Annotated in this window: 12 protein-coding genes; 2 read left to right on the forward strand and 10 right to left on the reverse strand. The window is 65.5% G+C overall.

What is annotated here, in order from left to right; translation table 11 throughout:
• The first annotated feature begins 4 nt into the window (after positions 1–4).
• Both fdhD and GWG67_RS03395 read left to right on the forward strand, forming a co-directional pair.
• Positions 5–832 (forward strand): formate dehydrogenase accessory sulfurtransferase FdhD, encoded by an 828-nt coding sequence (fdhD, locus tag GWG67_RS03390; protein WP_275167730.1) that lies wholly within the window; start codon positions 5–7, stop codon positions 830–832.
• Positions 822–1,055, forward strand: a complete 234-nt coding sequence (locus GWG67_RS03395) for a formate dehydrogenase subunit delta (RefSeq protein WP_275167731.1) — start codon at positions 822–824, stop codon at positions 1,053–1,055. The genes fdhD and GWG67_RS03395 overlap by 11 nt, the downstream gene beginning before the upstream one ends.
• On the opposite strand, the gene GWG67_RS03400 is transcribed toward GWG67_RS03395, so the two are convergent.
• The 10 genes from GWG67_RS03400 to GWG67_RS03445 form a co-directional block, all read right to left on the reverse strand.
• On the reverse strand, positions 1,012–3,999 hold the full coding sequence (locus GWG67_RS03400; protein ID WP_275167732.1) for a bifunctional [glutamine synthetase] adenylyltransferase/[glutamine synthetase]-adenylyl-L-tyrosine phosphorylase: 2,988 nt from the start codon (positions 3,997–3,999) through the stop codon (positions 1,012–1,014). The two genes, GWG67_RS03395 and GWG67_RS03400, sit on opposite strands and share 44 nt — an antisense overlap.
• Positions 3,996–5,456: an ATP-binding protein gene (locus GWG67_RS03405; RefSeq protein ID WP_275167733.1), complete on the reverse strand. Its 1,461-nt coding sequence runs from the start codon at positions 5,454–5,456 to the stop codon at positions 3,996–3,998. Before GWG67_RS03405 ends, GWG67_RS03400 begins: the two co-directional genes overlap by 4 nt.
• Positions 5,440–6,120, reverse strand: coding sequence for a response regulator transcription factor (locus tag GWG67_RS03410; RefSeq protein ID WP_035969420.1), 681 nt, complete (start codon positions 6,118–6,120; stop codon positions 5,440–5,442). Before GWG67_RS03410 ends, GWG67_RS03405 begins: the two co-directional genes overlap by 17 nt.
• A gap of 295 nt (positions 6,121–6,415) precedes the next feature.
• Positions 6,416–7,999 (reverse strand): Do family serine endopeptidase, encoded by a 1,584-nt coding sequence (locus GWG67_RS03415; protein ID WP_275167735.1) that lies wholly within the window; start codon positions 7,997–7,999, stop codon positions 6,416–6,418.
• 229 nt (positions 8,000–8,228) lie between these two features.
• Positions 8,229–8,711: a cytochrome c-type biogenesis protein gene (locus tag GWG67_RS03420; protein ID WP_275167736.1), complete on the reverse strand. Its 483-nt coding sequence runs from the start codon at positions 8,709–8,711 to the stop codon at positions 8,229–8,231.
• A 4-nt stretch (positions 8,712–8,715) separates the two neighbouring features.
• Entirely contained in the window at positions 8,716–10,698 is a 1,983-nt protein-coding gene (locus GWG67_RS03425; RefSeq protein WP_275167737.1) for a heme lyase CcmF/NrfE family subunit, read from the reverse strand.
• On the reverse strand, positions 10,695–11,204 hold the full coding sequence (ccmE, locus tag GWG67_RS03430) for a cytochrome c maturation protein CcmE (RefSeq protein WP_211394153.1): 510 nt from the start codon (positions 11,202–11,204) through the stop codon (positions 10,695–10,697). Before ccmE ends, GWG67_RS03425 begins: the two co-directional genes overlap by 4 nt.
• 37 nt (positions 11,205–11,241) lie before the next feature.
• Complete coding sequence (ccmI, locus tag GWG67_RS03435) at positions 11,242–12,357, reverse strand: c-type cytochrome biogenesis protein CcmI (protein WP_275167739.1); 1,116 nt, start codon at positions 12,355–12,357, stop codon at positions 11,242–11,244.
• 131 nt (positions 12,358–12,488) lie between these two features.
• Positions 12,489–12,758, reverse strand: a complete 270-nt coding sequence (locus GWG67_RS03440; RefSeq protein WP_275167815.1) for a hypothetical protein — start codon at positions 12,756–12,758, stop codon at positions 12,489–12,491.
• Between the two features lie 100 nt (positions 12,759–12,858).
• Positions 12,859–14,259: a hypothetical protein gene (locus GWG67_RS03445; RefSeq protein ID WP_275167740.1), complete on the reverse strand. Its 1,401-nt coding sequence runs from the start codon at positions 14,257–14,259 to the stop codon at positions 12,859–12,861.
• Between the last annotated feature and the right edge of the window lie 125 nt (positions 14,260–14,384).

Raw genomic sequence — 14,384 nt, forward strand, 5'->3', positions numbered from 1 at the left:
CGGCATGCACGTGCCGGTCCAGGCTATCGACCGTGAGATCTGGCGCGACGGTGTCGTGTCCGAAGGAGCGCGGCTGATCCCGGAGGAGACGCCGCTGGCGCTGACCTACAATGGCGGCACCTACGCCGTCATGATGGGAACGCCGCAGAACCTCGAGGATTTTGCGGTTGGCTTCAGCCTGGATGAAGGCATCATCAAATCGGTCGATGACATCAAGTCACTCGAGGTGGTCCGCCTAGACGAGGGCATCGAGCTGCGCATGTGGCTTGCGTCGGAAGATGCCGCGCGCATCAGCGAGCGTCGCCGCCACATCGCCGGCCCGACCGGCTGCGGCATTTGCGGCATCGACTCGATCGCGGAGGCCGTGCGGCCAGCGGCGGTCGTGCCGCAGGGGCAGACGTTTACGCCCGGGCAGGTGATGGCGGCGATGCAGACCATCGCACCACTGCAATCGATCAATTTGCAAACCCGCGCCGTTCACGCCGCCGCATTCTGGTCGCCTGCCGGCGGTATCGTCGCGCTGCGCGAGGATGTCGGCCGCCACAACGCGCTCGACAAGCTCGCCGGTTCGCTGGCGCGCAGCCGCACGGTTGCAAGCGGCGGCATCGTGTTGCTGACGAGCCGCGTCTCTATCGAGATGGTGCAGAAGACCGCCGCCATCGGCGCGCAGGTGATGGTCGCCGTCTCCGCGCCGACCGCACTCGCGGTGCGCACCGCGGAGGCCGCCGGCATCACGCTGATTGCCATTGCCCGCCAGGACGGGTTCGAAGTGTTTTCGCATGGCGGCCGGGTTGTCGCCCGTCATGCCACGGAGGTTGCCGATGTCGCCTGACCGCCTGATCTACATGGCTAACCAGATCGGCACGTTCTTCCGGAGTCAGGGTCACGACAAGGCCGTGCCGGGGATCGCCGACCACATCAAGAAGTTCTGGGATCCGCGGATGAAGCGCGCGATCTTCGCCCATCTCGACGCCGGCGGCGCGGGCCTCGAGCCGAACGTGCTTGAGGCACTCACTTCGCTGAAGCCGACGACGTCCCTTCCAGCAGCGCCCTGAAGACGCGGCGCACCTCGCTCTGCGTCTCCTTCACGCGCGCCTCCAGCGAGGAGAAATGCGGCGCATCGCCCGCGCGTGCCATCACGCGCAGGAGGTCGGTGCCCGCGGTTTCCGGCTTGAACCGATCGTTGACGCAGAGCCGCAGGATCTGCGTCAAATCGTGATAGAGCCGCGCTGCGGCACGCAATATCTCGGTCTCCGATTGTGCGAGCACGCCGAGCCTGCATGCATTTTCCAGCACCTGCGTCGTGGCGACGTCGAGAATCTCCGGTTTCTCGTGAGCATGCACGAGCTGGAGATATTGCGCGATGAAGTCGATGTCGACCATGCCGCCGGCGGCATATTTGAGATCCCAGCAATCAGCCTCGCCCTTCTCCTGGGCAATCGCACGCCGCATGTCGGCAACATCGTTGGCGGTGATTCCGGCGTCGCGGCGGCGGGTCAGGACATCGCGGATGACGCGCTCAATCCGCTCCCGGAATTCGAGCGAACCCGACACGACGCGCGCGCGGGTCAGCGCCATGTGCTCCCAGGTCCAGGCCTCGTTGGCCTGGTAGTCCGCGAACGAAACGAGGCTCGAGGCCACGGGGCCGGCACGCCCCGAGGGGCGCAGCCGCATGTCGATCTCGTAGAGCACCCCGTAATTGGTGCGCGTCGTGAACGCACTAATCAAGCGCTGGGTGAAGCGGGCGAAGTAATGTGCGCCTTGCAATGACTTCGCACCATCGGAGTCCGGATTGTCGCTGTCGAAATCGTAAAGCAGGATCAGGTCGAGATCGGACGACGCGGTCATCTCGCGGCTACCGAGCCGGCCCATCGCGATGATCGCGGTCTCCTGGCCCCTGATCCGGCCGTGCTGGGCGGCGAAGCGGTCGGCGACGAGACCATGTACGGTATGGACGATGCCCTCGGCGACGTCGGCAAATGCGGTGCTCGCCTGCTGCGCCGAGACCGTGCCCGAGAGAATGCGCGTACCGATCAGGAACAGGCTCTCCTGCCCGAAGAGGCGCAGGCGGTCGAGAAACTCTTCGTAAGAGCCGGCGTCCTGCACTGTACTCGCGAGCCGCCCCGACAATTCCTGCCGGTCGGGCATGGCGCCGAAGAAGCGCGGATCGATCAGGCCGTCCATGAGCTGCGGCTGCCGCGCCAGCATCTCGCCGAGCCGGGGTGCCGCGCCCAGCACCAGGGCCACGAGCGCGACGAGATCGCGGTTCTGACCGAGCAGCGTGATCAGCCGGCCGCCGCGCTGGAGTGCCCCAAGGAAATGGTCGAACGCCACGACGGCCCGATCCGGCTCCTCGGCATGAGCGAGACCGTCGATCAGGGCCGGCACGAATTCGACGAATGCGTTGCGCGTCGCCTCGACGCGGAAGACGCGGTACTCGCCGGTGATCCAGTCGCGCACGGTCTGCGCGACGGCGGCAGGCTTCTTGAAGCCGAGCGTCGCCAGATGCTGAAGCAGCCGCGGATCGTCGGGACCCGCACTGTAGTCGAGCGCCGGAAGCTTGGCCGTGCCGGTCGGATCGTCGCCCTCGAAAAGTTTTTCGTAGTGGCCCTGGACGATCTCGAGCTGGCGTAAAAGGTCGCGGGCAAAGGCCTCGCGATCCGGATAGCCGAAGAACCAGGCGAAACGCTCGACCGCCTCCTTATCCTCGGGCAGCGTGTGGGTCTGCTCGTCGGCGATCATCTGGAGGCGATGCTCGACCCGGCGCAGGAATTGGTACGCCGTGGTCAGCTCGTCACGCGCCGCAAATGTGATCCAGTTGCTGGAAGCGAGCACGCCAAGCGCGGCGAGCGTCGGCCGCACGCGCAACTCGGGATGTCGCCCCCCGGCGATCAATTGCTGGGTCTGGGCGAAGAACTCGATCTCGCGGATTCCGCCGCGCCCGACCTTCACGTTATGCCCTTCGACCGCAACCTCGCTCTGGCCGCGATAGGTCTGCATCTGTCGCTTCATGTCGTGAACGTCGGCAAGCGCGGCGAAGTCGAGATGCTTGCGCCAGACGAAGGGCGCGATCTCCGCGAGCAGCGCCTTACCCGCCTTGGGATCGCCGGCGCAGGCTCGCGCCTTGATCATCGCGGCGCGCTCCCAGGTACGCCCTTCCCGCTCATAATAGTTCAGCGCGGCGTCGCGCGAAATCGCCACCTGCGTCGAGGACGGATCGGGACGCAGGCGCAGATCGACGCGGAAGACGTAGCCGTCATAGGTGCGCTGCTGGAGAATGCGTGCCATCCCCTGCGTCACCCTCACGAAGAATGGCTGGGGTTCGATATCCGCGGCCAGCGTCGTATGGTCGGCATCGAAGAACACGATGAGATCGATGTCGCTGGAATAGTTCAGCTCGCCTGCGCCCATCTTGCCCATCGCAAGCACGATCAGCCCGCAGCCCTCCTCCGGCGCCTCGGGATTGGACGGCAAGAGCTTGCCACGTGCGGCTTCCTGCCGCAGGAGGTATTGAAGCGCCGCCCGCACCGAGGACACCGCGACATCGGTGAGCGCTGCGGTCACCCGCATCACCGGCCAGACCCCGCCGATGTCGCACAGTGCGATCAGCAGCGCGGCCTCCGCCTTCATGCGGCGAAGCAGCCGCATCACCTCGGCTTCATCGGATGCCGCGAGCACGGCGCCGTTCGCCTCCGCGACCAGCGCGGCGAGATGCGCATCCGGATCGCATTCCAGCAGCCGGATCAGGCGCTGTGGATCAGCGCGCACCAGCTCGAACAGATAAGGCGAGAATTCCGCGATGCCGGCCAGGATGTCCCGCGCGAAGGGCTGAGCCAACAGCGCTTCAAGACGGGTGAATTGCGCGGGCTCGAGCTCGGCCAGCCAGCTTTCAAAACGTCCTTGGTCGGTGACGGAAGCGGCAATATGGGGAGCCTCCGCGAAGCGTGCGGCCAGTCTCTCACCATGCTTGTCCGCGTTTCCCGGCGCGGAATGGTTCATGCCACCTTCTGTGGCACATCCTGCATTGGCGGAGCAACCCTGTCGCCGACCCCCGCTCGCGCCGGCAGCACCAGCGTGGCGACAAGCCCGGGCTGGGCGTCACTCAACCTCAACTCACCACCATGCAATGTCGCGACCGCGGAGGCGAGACTGAGGCCGAGGCCGGATCCAGGCAGCGTGCGGCTCGCTTCCAGCCGCACGAATCGTTCCACCACATGCTTGCGGTCGGCTTCGGGGATGCCGGGACCGCGATCGGTGACGCTGAGAAGCACCTGATCGCCCTCGCGCCTCGATTCGATCGTGATCTGCCTGCCCTCCATGCTGACCACAGTTCCCGCCGGCTGCGCGGCCGGCTTGCCGTATTTGATCGCATTCTCGACAAGATTCGCGAGAGCCTGGCTGATCAATTCGCGGTTGGCGTGAACCGGCGTCGGCTCGCACCTGACCTTCAAGGTCATGCCGTCGTCTTCAGCCAGCGGCTCGTAGAGCTCGTGAATACCGTTGGCGACGTCGGCGGCGTCGAAATCATCCATGTTCCCGCGCGCCTGCCCTGACTCGGCGCGCGCGATCATCAGAAGCGCGTTGAAGGTGCGGATCAGGCCGTCGGATTCCTCGATGGTCCGCTCAAGCGCGGCGCGGTAATCGGCCTCGCCGCCCGATTTCGCCAGCGCCTCCTCAGCGCGGTTGCGCAGGCGCGTCAGCGGCGTCTTGAGGTCATGAGCGATGTTGTCGGAGACCTCCTTCAGCCCCGCCATCAACGCTTCGATACGCTCCAGCATGGCGTTGAGATTTTCGGCGAGGCGGTCAAGCTCGTCACCGCTACGCCCCACCGGCAGGCGTTCGCTGAGATCGCCGGTCATGATGCGATGGGCCGTGCCACTCATCGCATCGATGCGCCTGAGCACCCTGCGCGCCACGAAGATGCCGCCGCCCAGGCCGAGCACCACGACGATCAGGATCGACCATTGCGCGGCCTTCGCCACGATGCCGAACAGCCGTCGCCGCTCGGCCAGATCGCGTCCGATCAGAAGCCGGAAGCCGTTTTCCAATTCGGTGACGCGAACGAGCGCAAGATGGTCCCGATCATCGGCATCCTCGATCCGCCGGTAGGCGGTCTCGGACCAGCCGCGCGTCGCCATCACGCCGGGCGCCAGCGAGCCGACATTGCCGGCGATCGACTGGCCCGTCGGCGTCGTCACCAGATAGAGGTTGGCGCCCGGCCGCAACGCCCGGTACTCGATCGCGAGCACGAGAGCACGCAAGCCGCGGCGGCCGTAGATCTCGTTGATCTCCGACGTCTCGGCATTGACCGTCTGCGTGATTTCCTCGGTGATCAGCCGCCGCGTATTCCAGGCGAAATAAGCCAGCAGCGAAGCTGCGAACATCGCGAACAACAGCAGATAGACCAGCGTCAGCCGGAATGCCGTGGTGCGGACGAGTTTACCGAATGCCGTCACGGATCATATATCCCGCGCCGCGAATGGTGTGCAGCAGCGGCCGCTCAAAACCCTTGTCGATCTTGGAGCGCAGCCGCGAAATGTGCACGTCGATCACGTTGGTCTGCGGATCGAAATGATAGTCCCAGACGTTCTCCAGCAGCATGGTCCGGGTCACCACCTGGCCCGCATGCTTCATCAAATATTCGAGCAGGCGAAATTCGCGCGGCTGCAGCGTCAGTTCGTCCTTGCCGCGCGCGACGCGATGGGAGAGCCGGTCGAGCTCGAGATCGCCGACGCGGTACAGCGTGTCCTCGGCCGGACCGCCGCGGCGGCGCGACAGCACCTCGACCCGGGCCAACAGCTCGGCGAAGGAATAGGGTTTCGGCAGATAGTCGTCGCCGCCGGCGCGCAAGCCCTTGATGCGGTCGTCGACCTGGCCGAGCGCGGAGAGAATCAGCACCGGCGTCGAATCGTCCTTGTCGCGGAGCGCGCCGATCACCGACAGGCCGTCGCGCTTGGGCAGCATGCGGTCGACCACCAGCACGTCGTAATCGCCGTTCTCCGCCATGGCGAGGCCTTCCTCGCCGTCGGCGGCGTGGTCGGCAATGTGCCCGACCTCGCGAAACGCCTTCACGAGGTAGTCGGCGGATTCGCGGTCGTCTTCGATGATGAGGAGGCGCATCGTGCGTTCGGCAACGGTCAAGGGAGTGAACCTTCTCTAAACATGGCGCGAGCGGCAATCGCATGCAAGCCGAGTGAGAGACTCTGGCATCGAGAAAAAGGCGGGCGGTGAAGCTGGGGGGACTTCACCGCCCTAGGCCTTCCGACGGAGGGGGGCGTATTCCACCGGAAGGTAGACAGGGGAAGCAAACGTTGCGCTGCTCCCCCGAAGGGCGCCGTCGGCGGGGGCGACTGATGCCGGCGACACCCTTCATCTCGGAGGCCTCCTGAGGCCGAGCCCTTGGGTCAGCCCTTGGTTAACCCTTGGCGATGGGCACGGCGACGAAGCGCGACTGACCGCCGCTCTTCACCCGCATCAGGACGCTGTTCTTGTTGTCGGTCCGCGCCATGTTGATGGCGTCGCGGACTTCACCGGCGGTGCTCACGCTCTTGCCGCCGACTTCGAGAATCACGTCACCTTCCTTGAAGCCGCGTTCGGCAGCCGCGCTCTTCGGATCGACTTCGGTGATCACGACGCCTTCCTTGCCGGCACCGGCCACGGAATCGGCGGGCGCGACGGTCATGCCGAGCTTAGGCACGTCGGTGCCGCGGCTCGCACCCTTGCCGCTGTCCTTGTCGATGTCGGCCTTGGCCTCGATCGTGTTCGGCAGCTGGCCGAGAGTAAGGTTCACCACCTTGTCCTGGCCCTTGTGCAGCACGTTGAGCTTCACGGTCGCGCCGGGCGCCAGGCCGCCAATGGTACGGGCGAGCTCGCGTGCGTCCTTGACCGGTTCGCCGTTGACCGACGTGATCACGTCACCGGACTCGATGCCGGCCTTGGCCGCCGGACCATTCGCCTGCGGCTCTGCAACCAGCGCACCTTCGGCCTTCTTCATGCCAAGGCTGTCGGCGATGTCGGATGTCACCGGCTGAATCTGCACGCCGATCCAGCCGCGGCTGACCGAGCCCTTGTCCTTGAGCTGCGCCACCACGCTCTTCACAGTGCTCGCGGGAATCGAGAACGCGATGCCGACGCTGCCGCCGGAAGGCGAGTAGATCGCGGTGTTGACGCCCATCACCTCACCGTTGGTGTCGAAAGCGGGACCGCCGGAATTGCCCTTGTTCACGGGCGCGTCGATCTGGATGAAATCGTCATAGGGGCCGTTGCCGATGTCGCGGCCGCTGGCCGAAACGATGCCGGCAGTCACGGTGCCGCCGAGGCCGAACGGGTTGCCGACCGCGAGCACCCAGTCGCCGATCCGCGGCTTGCCGTCGGCAAGCTTCGCGAACGGGAAGTTCGAGCTGCCCTCGACCTTGATCAGGGCGAGGTCGGTGCGCTGGTCGGTGCCGATCACCTTGGCGGTGTAGGTCTTGCCGTCGTCGGTCGTGACTTCGACCTTGTCGGCGCCGTCGACCACGTGGTTGTTGGTCACGGCAAAGCCATCAGCCGAGATGAAGAAGCCGGAGCCCTGGCCCTGCACGACGCGGCCACGACCGCCACCACCCTTCAGGCCCGGCATGCCATCCGGACCGCCGAAGCGGCGGAAGAACCGCTCCATCGGCGAGCCCGGCTGGAACGGCGACTGCGCGTCATCGCCGTCATCGTTGCTCGCGGTCTTCTCCTTCATGTTGACCTTCACCGAAATCACCGAGGGCTTCACGCGCTCGACCACATCGGCGAAACCGACGGGACGTTCGACCTTGCGGACCTCGTTGTTGACCTGTGCATGCGCCGGGCTTGAGAACAGGTCGGCCGGCGAGGTCGACGTGCCGAAGCCGTAGACGGCGGCGCCGAGGCCGGCGACGACCGAGGCCATCAGCGCGATCTTGCGGGCCGAGAAAACGGATCGGCGGGGCTGCCGGTAGGACGGAAGGTTCGAGAGGTCGGAACGGTCGGTCATGCAGAGATCTCCAGGGCCTTGAAATCCATTTGGTACCTGACGGCGGCACCTTACGGACCTGAAGATGGGGGCTGCCGCCTTACCGTGCGCTGGCGGCGGGGTTAAACTTTTGTAATGAACGCGTGTGCGGATGCGGCAGTTTATCGCGGCCGAAAATCGCGAACCTGCAGGAACTTAACGAAGTTCCAGGAATGCCCGCGCAGTGCCCCGCTTTGATGCAGCGATGTAGCTAACGCGATGTGGCCTCGTCCGACATCAATGCGGCGAGACGCGCCTCTTCCTCGGGCGTGAGCGGCGGAGCTGGGACATCTGCACCATTTCGCGAGCGCCGTCGGATTTGCAGCCACAGCGCCAAGCCACCGCCAATCAGCAGCAGCGGCGCGAGCAGCCACAGCAGCACGTTCTGGCGCTCGAACCGCGGCTTGAGCAGCACGAACTCGCCGTAGCGCGCGACCAGAAAATCGAGCACTTGCGAATTGCTGTCGCCGGCCGCGATACGCTCGCGCACCAGAAGCCGCAAATCGCGCGCCAGCGGCGCATCGGAATCGTCGATCGACTGGTTCTGGCAGACCATGCAGCGCAGCTCGCGCGACAAGTCGCGTGCACGCGACTCCTTCGCAGGGTCCGACATGATCTCGTCAGGCTGCACGGCATGCGCCGCAGGCAAAGCCAGCAGCATCAGCGCGACGAACGCGGCCATCATCCGGCGCATCGGATCACTCCGCCGGCTGCAGGCGCTGCTTGGCCCGCGCCGGTTTCGGTGCACCCACCCGCAGGCGCCGATCCGACAGCGACAGCACGCCGCCGAACGCCATCAGCACAGGTCCCCACCAGATCAGCAGCACCAGCGGCTTGTGATAGATGCGCACGGCAATGGCGCCCTCGGCAGTGGCGTCGCCGAGCGAGATGTAGAGCTGGCTGGCGCCGCGCGTCAGCAGGGCGGCCTCCGTGGTCGACGAGCCGCGGGTGGTGAAGCTGCGCTTGGACGGCGTCATCACGCTGAGCTTCTCGCCGTCACTGCTGACGTTGAATTCGGCGATCATCTCGTGGAAGTTCGGCCCTTGACGCTGAAACAAGCCGTCGAGCTTCACCTCGTAGCCGGCGACATGGGCGACGTCGCTCTGTTTCATGGTCGCGATATATTCGCTGTTCCAGGTAGTCTCGCAGACGATCCCGATCAGCGCGACGCCGAGGCCAGCATGCGCAAAAGCGGAGCCCCAGGCCGAGCGCGGCAGGCCGCGGGCCCGGTGCAGTGCCGTTGCGAAAGGTAGCCGCACGAGGCCGGTCCGCTCGACGATATCAGTGACGGCACCGGCGATGACGAAGACGCCAAGCCCGATCGCGAGCGGCGCCAGCGCACTCCCACCGAGCACCCAGCCCCAGACCATGGCGGCGGCGACAAGCCCGGCAACGCCTGCCGCGAGCAGACGCTGCGTGACGCCGAGCAGATCGCCGCGCTTCCATGCCAGCATCGGCCCGAACGGCACGGCGAGCAGCAACAGCGTGAACAGCGGAGCAAAGGTGAGATTGTAGAACGGCGCACCGACCGACATCTTGAAATCGGCGAGCATCTCCATCGCCAGCGGATAGAGCGTGCCGAACAGCACCACCGCGCAGGCGACCGTGAGCAGCAAATTGTTCAGCACCAGCGCACCCTCGCGCGAGATCGGCGCAAACAGGCCGCCCTGCTTCAACGAAGTCGCGCGCCCCGCGAACAGCGACAGGCTGCCCCCGATGAACAGGCAGAGAATCAGGAGAATGAACACGCCGCGGGTTGGATCGGTCGCGAAGGCATGCACCGAGGTGATGACCCCCGAGCGCACCAGGAAGGTGCCGAGCAGCGATAGCGAGAAGGTCAGGATCGACAAGAGGATGGTCCAGACCTTCAGCGCGTTGCGCTTCTCCATCACCAGAGCCGAATGCAGCAGCGCGGTGCCGGCAAGCCACGGCATCAGCGAGGCGTTCTCGACCGGGTCCCAGAACCACCAGCCGCCCCAACCCAGTTCGTAATAGGCCCAGTACGAGCCCATGGCGATACCGAGGGTCAGGAAGATCCAGGCGACCAGCGTCCACGGCCGCACCCAGCGCGCCCAGGCGGCGTCGATCCGCCCCTCCAGCAGCGCCGCAATCGCGAAGGAGAACGAGATCGAGAAGCCGACGTAGCCGAGATAAAGCATTGGCGGATGCACGGCGAGACCGATGTCCTGAAGCACCGGATTGAGATCGCGTCCCTCGATCGGCGGGTTTGCGATGCGCAGGAATGGGTTGGAGGTCACCAGGATGAAGAGATAGAAGGCGCTGGCGATCCACGCCTGTACGGCCAGCACATGCGCGCGCAGCGACAGCGGCAGATTGTTGCCGAAGGCCGCGACCAATCCGCCGAACAGCGCGAGGATCGACACCCACAAGAGCATCGAGCCTTCATGGTTTCCCCACACGCCGGTGATCTTGTAGAGCAGCGGCTTCGTGGAATGGGAATTCTCGTAGACGTTGGCAACCGAGAAATCCGAAGCTACGTGCAGCATCACTAGCGCGATGAACGACGCACCGACGAACAGGAGCTGCGCCAGCGCAGTGGAGCGCGCCACATTCATCAGCGCGTCATCGCGCAGCCGCGCGCCGATCAGGGGCACGATGGACTGGATCAGGGCCAGCCCGAGCGCCAGCACCAGCGCATAATGTCCCGATTCCGCGATCACCGAACTGCTCCCTGCGGATTGCCCTGTGCGGTCGTAGCCGCGGGCTTGACGCTATCTGAAGCCTTGGCGCCGTAGTCATCCTTCCAGTGCCCCTGCTTCTTCAGGGCATCCGCGACGTCCTTGGGCATGTAGGTTTCGTCGTGCTTGGCGAGCACGGTGTCGGCCTTGAACACGCCATCGGCGTCGAGCGCGCCCTCGGCGACGACGCCCTGCCCTTCCCGGAACAGATCAGGCAAAATGCCCTTGAAGGCGACCGGAAGCTTTGCGCCGCCGTCCGCGACCTCGAAGGTCACTGCGAGATTGTCGCCGCGCTGAAGCGAGCCGGGCTGCACCAGGCCGCCAAGGCGAAACCGCTTGCCTGGCGCGACGTGCTTCTCGGCGACCATGGTCGGCGTCGAGAAGAACACGATAGAGTCGCGCAGCGCGTTGAGCACCAGCGCGGCCGCGAGCGCGAGCACGGCGAGCGAGCCGCCGATGATGGTCATACGTCGCTGCTTGCGCGTCATGGCGTATCCATTCCCTGCCCGTCTCGTCCTGACATCGTCATCCGTCGAGCCCAAGTGTCTTGAGGCCTTCATCGAGCTGGCGCAACCGCGCTGCATCATTGGCAACCGCCTGGCGGGCATCGGTCGATGCCCCCACCGCCTTGTCGCGATCACCCATCACGAGATAGGCGCGCACCAGGCGCAGCCAACCCTCGACGTCGTCGCCGTTCTGCTTGAGGCGCGTGGCGAGCCGTTCGACCATGCCGCGAACCATCGCGTTTCGATCGCCCTCTTTCATGTCCTTGGAAGCTGCGAGGGTCTCATCCGACAGCGCCGGCATCGTAGCGCCACCGCCGCCGACCCGCGCGAGCGAAGTCTGCACCAGAGGGCGCCACGGCGCATCCGCCGGCGCTTTCGCCAGCAGCGCGCGCCAGATATTGGCGGCATCGTCCTTGCGGCCGTCCTGCTCGGCGGCGAGGCCGAGAAAATAATTCGCCTTGGGGTCGTCGGCGCTGAGCGCCTGCGCGCGCTCGAACTCGGCCTTGGCTTCCGCGGTCACGACGCCGCCTGCGGCGGCCGACATCGCTTCGCCGAGATCGGACCGGCGCTCCGCGCTCTCGCCATTGTAGGCGAGCGAGTTGCGATAGGCGCGCACGGCGTCGTCGAAGCGACCAAGCCGTTCCAGCACGGGCGCGATCACGTTCCAGCCGCGGCCGTCGGTCGGATTCTTTTCCAGATGTTGCTCGACCTGCACGACCAGATTCTCGAGCGACTGCGCCATGCCGGACCCGGATCCGCGCTCCCGCTGCGCCAGCGGAAAGTCCTGAAGTCTGGGCGAGCCGAGCGGCACATAGACACCGATCGCAACCAGCGGCAGGCCGGCAAGCGCCAGCACGGCCGCCGCTCGGCGCCATTTGACGCTGGATTTCGGTGTCATTGCTTGCTCGCTGCCGGCCGCGGCGAGCAACCTGCGGCTGATCTCGACGCGCGCGGCCTCGGCTTCGGGCGCTGCGATCAGCCCTGCGGCAAGATCACGCTCGATCTCGGCGAGTTGGTCCTTGTAGACCGCGACCTCGCTGCCCTGATTTTGCGCGCGTCCGCTACGGCCGAGCGGCAAAAGCACGGCGAAGATCGCCGCGACCGTCATCAGCGCGAACACGAACCATAGCGTCATCTGGCAAGCTTCCGGCGGCGCGCAAGCCGCGCCCACAGGTGGCTTTACACCACGGCCGGATGATGCGGCAATTGACAATTGTCAATTCGGCGCGACCGCGCACAGTCCCGAAGTGGTGAAAATCCAACGGCTTAGCCGATCTCGAAGTCCGCACTTTGAGCGGCGTCCTCGCCACGCCCGTTGAAGGCCTTCAGGAAGTATGTTCCCGGCTCGATTGCATCGGGCAATCTGATGCGCAACGCCCCGACGGGAACGGGCGATGCTACCCTGGTGACGGTCTCAGGAAACTGCCGACCGCTTGCCTTCTCGACCAGCACCACCTTCGCGCCGACCATCAGCCTTTGATATTTGGCAACAACGACGCGATTCTCAATTTCGATGGAACTGATAACGGATTTCATGCGCCCACAGATAGAAATATCAAGAATTTGCACGGCGACCGTAGGGCCAGCCACCGACACCGTCAACCTGAAATTGTGATCACAAAAATATGCGCCTGGATCAGCTCACGCGCGACGATTTGCGCTCGCCCGTGGCCGCGTTCTCCGCGGCGCGGCTCATCAGCGAGGCATAATCATCGCCGAACAGCACCTGGCAGAAGCGGATCGCGGCCTGCACCTGCTGCTGCCGATAGGTGCGGACCTTGTGATCGGCGCCACGCAGCGACTGCACCAGCTGCTCGGTCGAACGCTCGACATATTGCTGGAGGTCGGAATAGGTGCGCAGCGTCACCTCGTTAATCGCAAGCTCGCTCGCATAATTGCGACATGTCGCGACGAAATCGATCAGCGCCACGGCTTCCTCGACCTCGGTGCTGTCGATCCGCGCGCCCGGCGGAATGTCCTTCTCGGCGCGCTGGCGCAGGATGCGGCGGACGCGGCCGGGCACACTGTCGATCTCGGATTGCAGCGCGTTGGAGATGTCGGCCCGGATCGAGGTCAACTGCTTGCCCCAGGCGGAATCGTTGCGCAGGTCGAGCTCGGTACGCAGGCCTCGGACGCCGTCGTGCAGCGTCTTGAGATTGCCGGCGACATTGTCGAAATGGCCGCGCTTGATGTCCATGCGCAGGATGGCGGCCACGCAGGACAGATCATGCAGCGCCATCGTGACGGCGACGCCATAGGGCGTTGCCGCGACACGGATCTCGTCGTCGGACGCGGCAATCTTGATGGCGAGGCGGATGATCTGCCATGGCGCGGTCATCCGCTGCATGACGATGGAGAGCGCGAAGGGCAGCATCTGCGGCGTCTGGAGGACGGGAATGTTGAGCGCGGCAGTCACCGAGGCGATCTGGGCATCGCTGAAGGCGCGCAAAGAGCGCGGCAGCTTCTCGTTCAAGGTGGCGATGGCGTCGCGGACCGCGAGCACCGCCCCGGTCGAATAGAGATCCTCGATCACGTTGGGCGGACCGACGCGGGCGAGCGCACGCGATTTGTCACCCCCGCCCGGCCCCGTCAGCTCGAAGATGGCATCCGCGGCGACCGCCTGGAGCTTCGAGGCCAGCGCTTCGACCTGCCCTGCACTGTCGGCCGGCATGCGCGCTAGCGCCGCCTCGAATTCGCTCAGCTTGGCCGAAGCACCGTCGCGGCCGAGCCATTGCCAGATCGGAGCCAGCGAAGAGCGGCGGATCTGCCCGGCCCGGATCGGGGCGCCCGCTTCGACCAGGAATGGTTCCAGCACCTGGAACAGTAGCCGCGACAGATCGTCCGTACGCGGCGGTGGGGCCGCGTCGGCTTCCGTCTTGCGGACGATCTTGCGCAGCTGGTCGAGCACGAGGGTTGCCACGGCCGTGTCCTGGCCGCGCTCGAGCGCACGCTCGAACTCCCGCATCAGCAGTGCCTGCGCCTGCGGCGGGAGCTGCGCGAGATATTCCCTCAGCCGCTCGATCGATGTCTGGCTCATGCGCCCGGGTAATGAACGGTAAAATGGCGGACGTGGGATCCGTCCTGCCCGATCATAGGTGGGCCCACTTAAGAAGCCGTTTAGGAAGTCGCTCCGAATACCCCGGGTTTCGTCCGGATCGACGT

It is taken from the genome of Bradyrhizobium sp. CSS354, from assembly GCF_029051725.1.
GTDB lineage: Bacteria > Pseudomonadota > Alphaproteobacteria > Rhizobiales > Xanthobacteraceae > Bradyrhizobium.

Bases quoted from the DNA above. Each gene is read 5' to 3' on its own strand.
- GWG67_RS03410 (WP_035969420.1), bottom strand. From the start codon at position 6,120: ATGCGCCTCCTCATCATCGAAGACGACCGCGAATCCGCCGACTACCTC.
- GWG67_RS03420 (WP_275167736.1), bottom strand. From the start codon at position 8,711: ATGCGCCGGATGATGGCCGCGTTCGTCGCGCTGATGCTGCTGGCTTTG.
- GWG67_RS03445 (WP_275167740.1), bottom strand. From the start codon at position 14,259: ATGAGCCAGACATCGATCGAGCGGCTGAGGGAATATCTCGCGCAGCTC.
- ccmI (WP_275167739.1), bottom strand. From the start codon at position 12,357: ATGACGCTATGGTTCGTGTTCGCGCTGATGACGGTCGCGGCGATCTTC.
- GWG67_RS03395 (WP_275167731.1), top strand. From the start codon at position 822: ATGTCGCCTGACCGCCTGATCTACATGGCTAACCAGATCGGCACGTTC.
- fdhD (WP_275167730.1), top strand. From the start codon at position 5: ATGCACGTGCCGGTCCAGGCTATCGACCGTGAGATCTGGCGCGACGGT.
- GWG67_RS03440 (WP_275167815.1), bottom strand. From the start codon at position 12,758: ATGAAATCCGTTATCAGTTCCATCGAAATTGAGAATCGCGTCGTTGTT.
- GWG67_RS03415 (WP_275167735.1), bottom strand. From the start codon at position 7,999: ATGACCGACCGTTCCGACCTCTCGAACCTTCCGTCCTACCGGCAGCCC.
- ccmE (WP_211394153.1), bottom strand. From the start codon at position 11,204: ATGACGCGCAAGCAGCGACGTATGACCATCATCGGCGGCTCGCTCGCC.
- GWG67_RS03400 (WP_275167732.1), bottom strand. From the start codon at position 3,999: ATGAACCATTCCGCGCCGGGAAACGCGGACAAGCATGGTGAGAGACTG.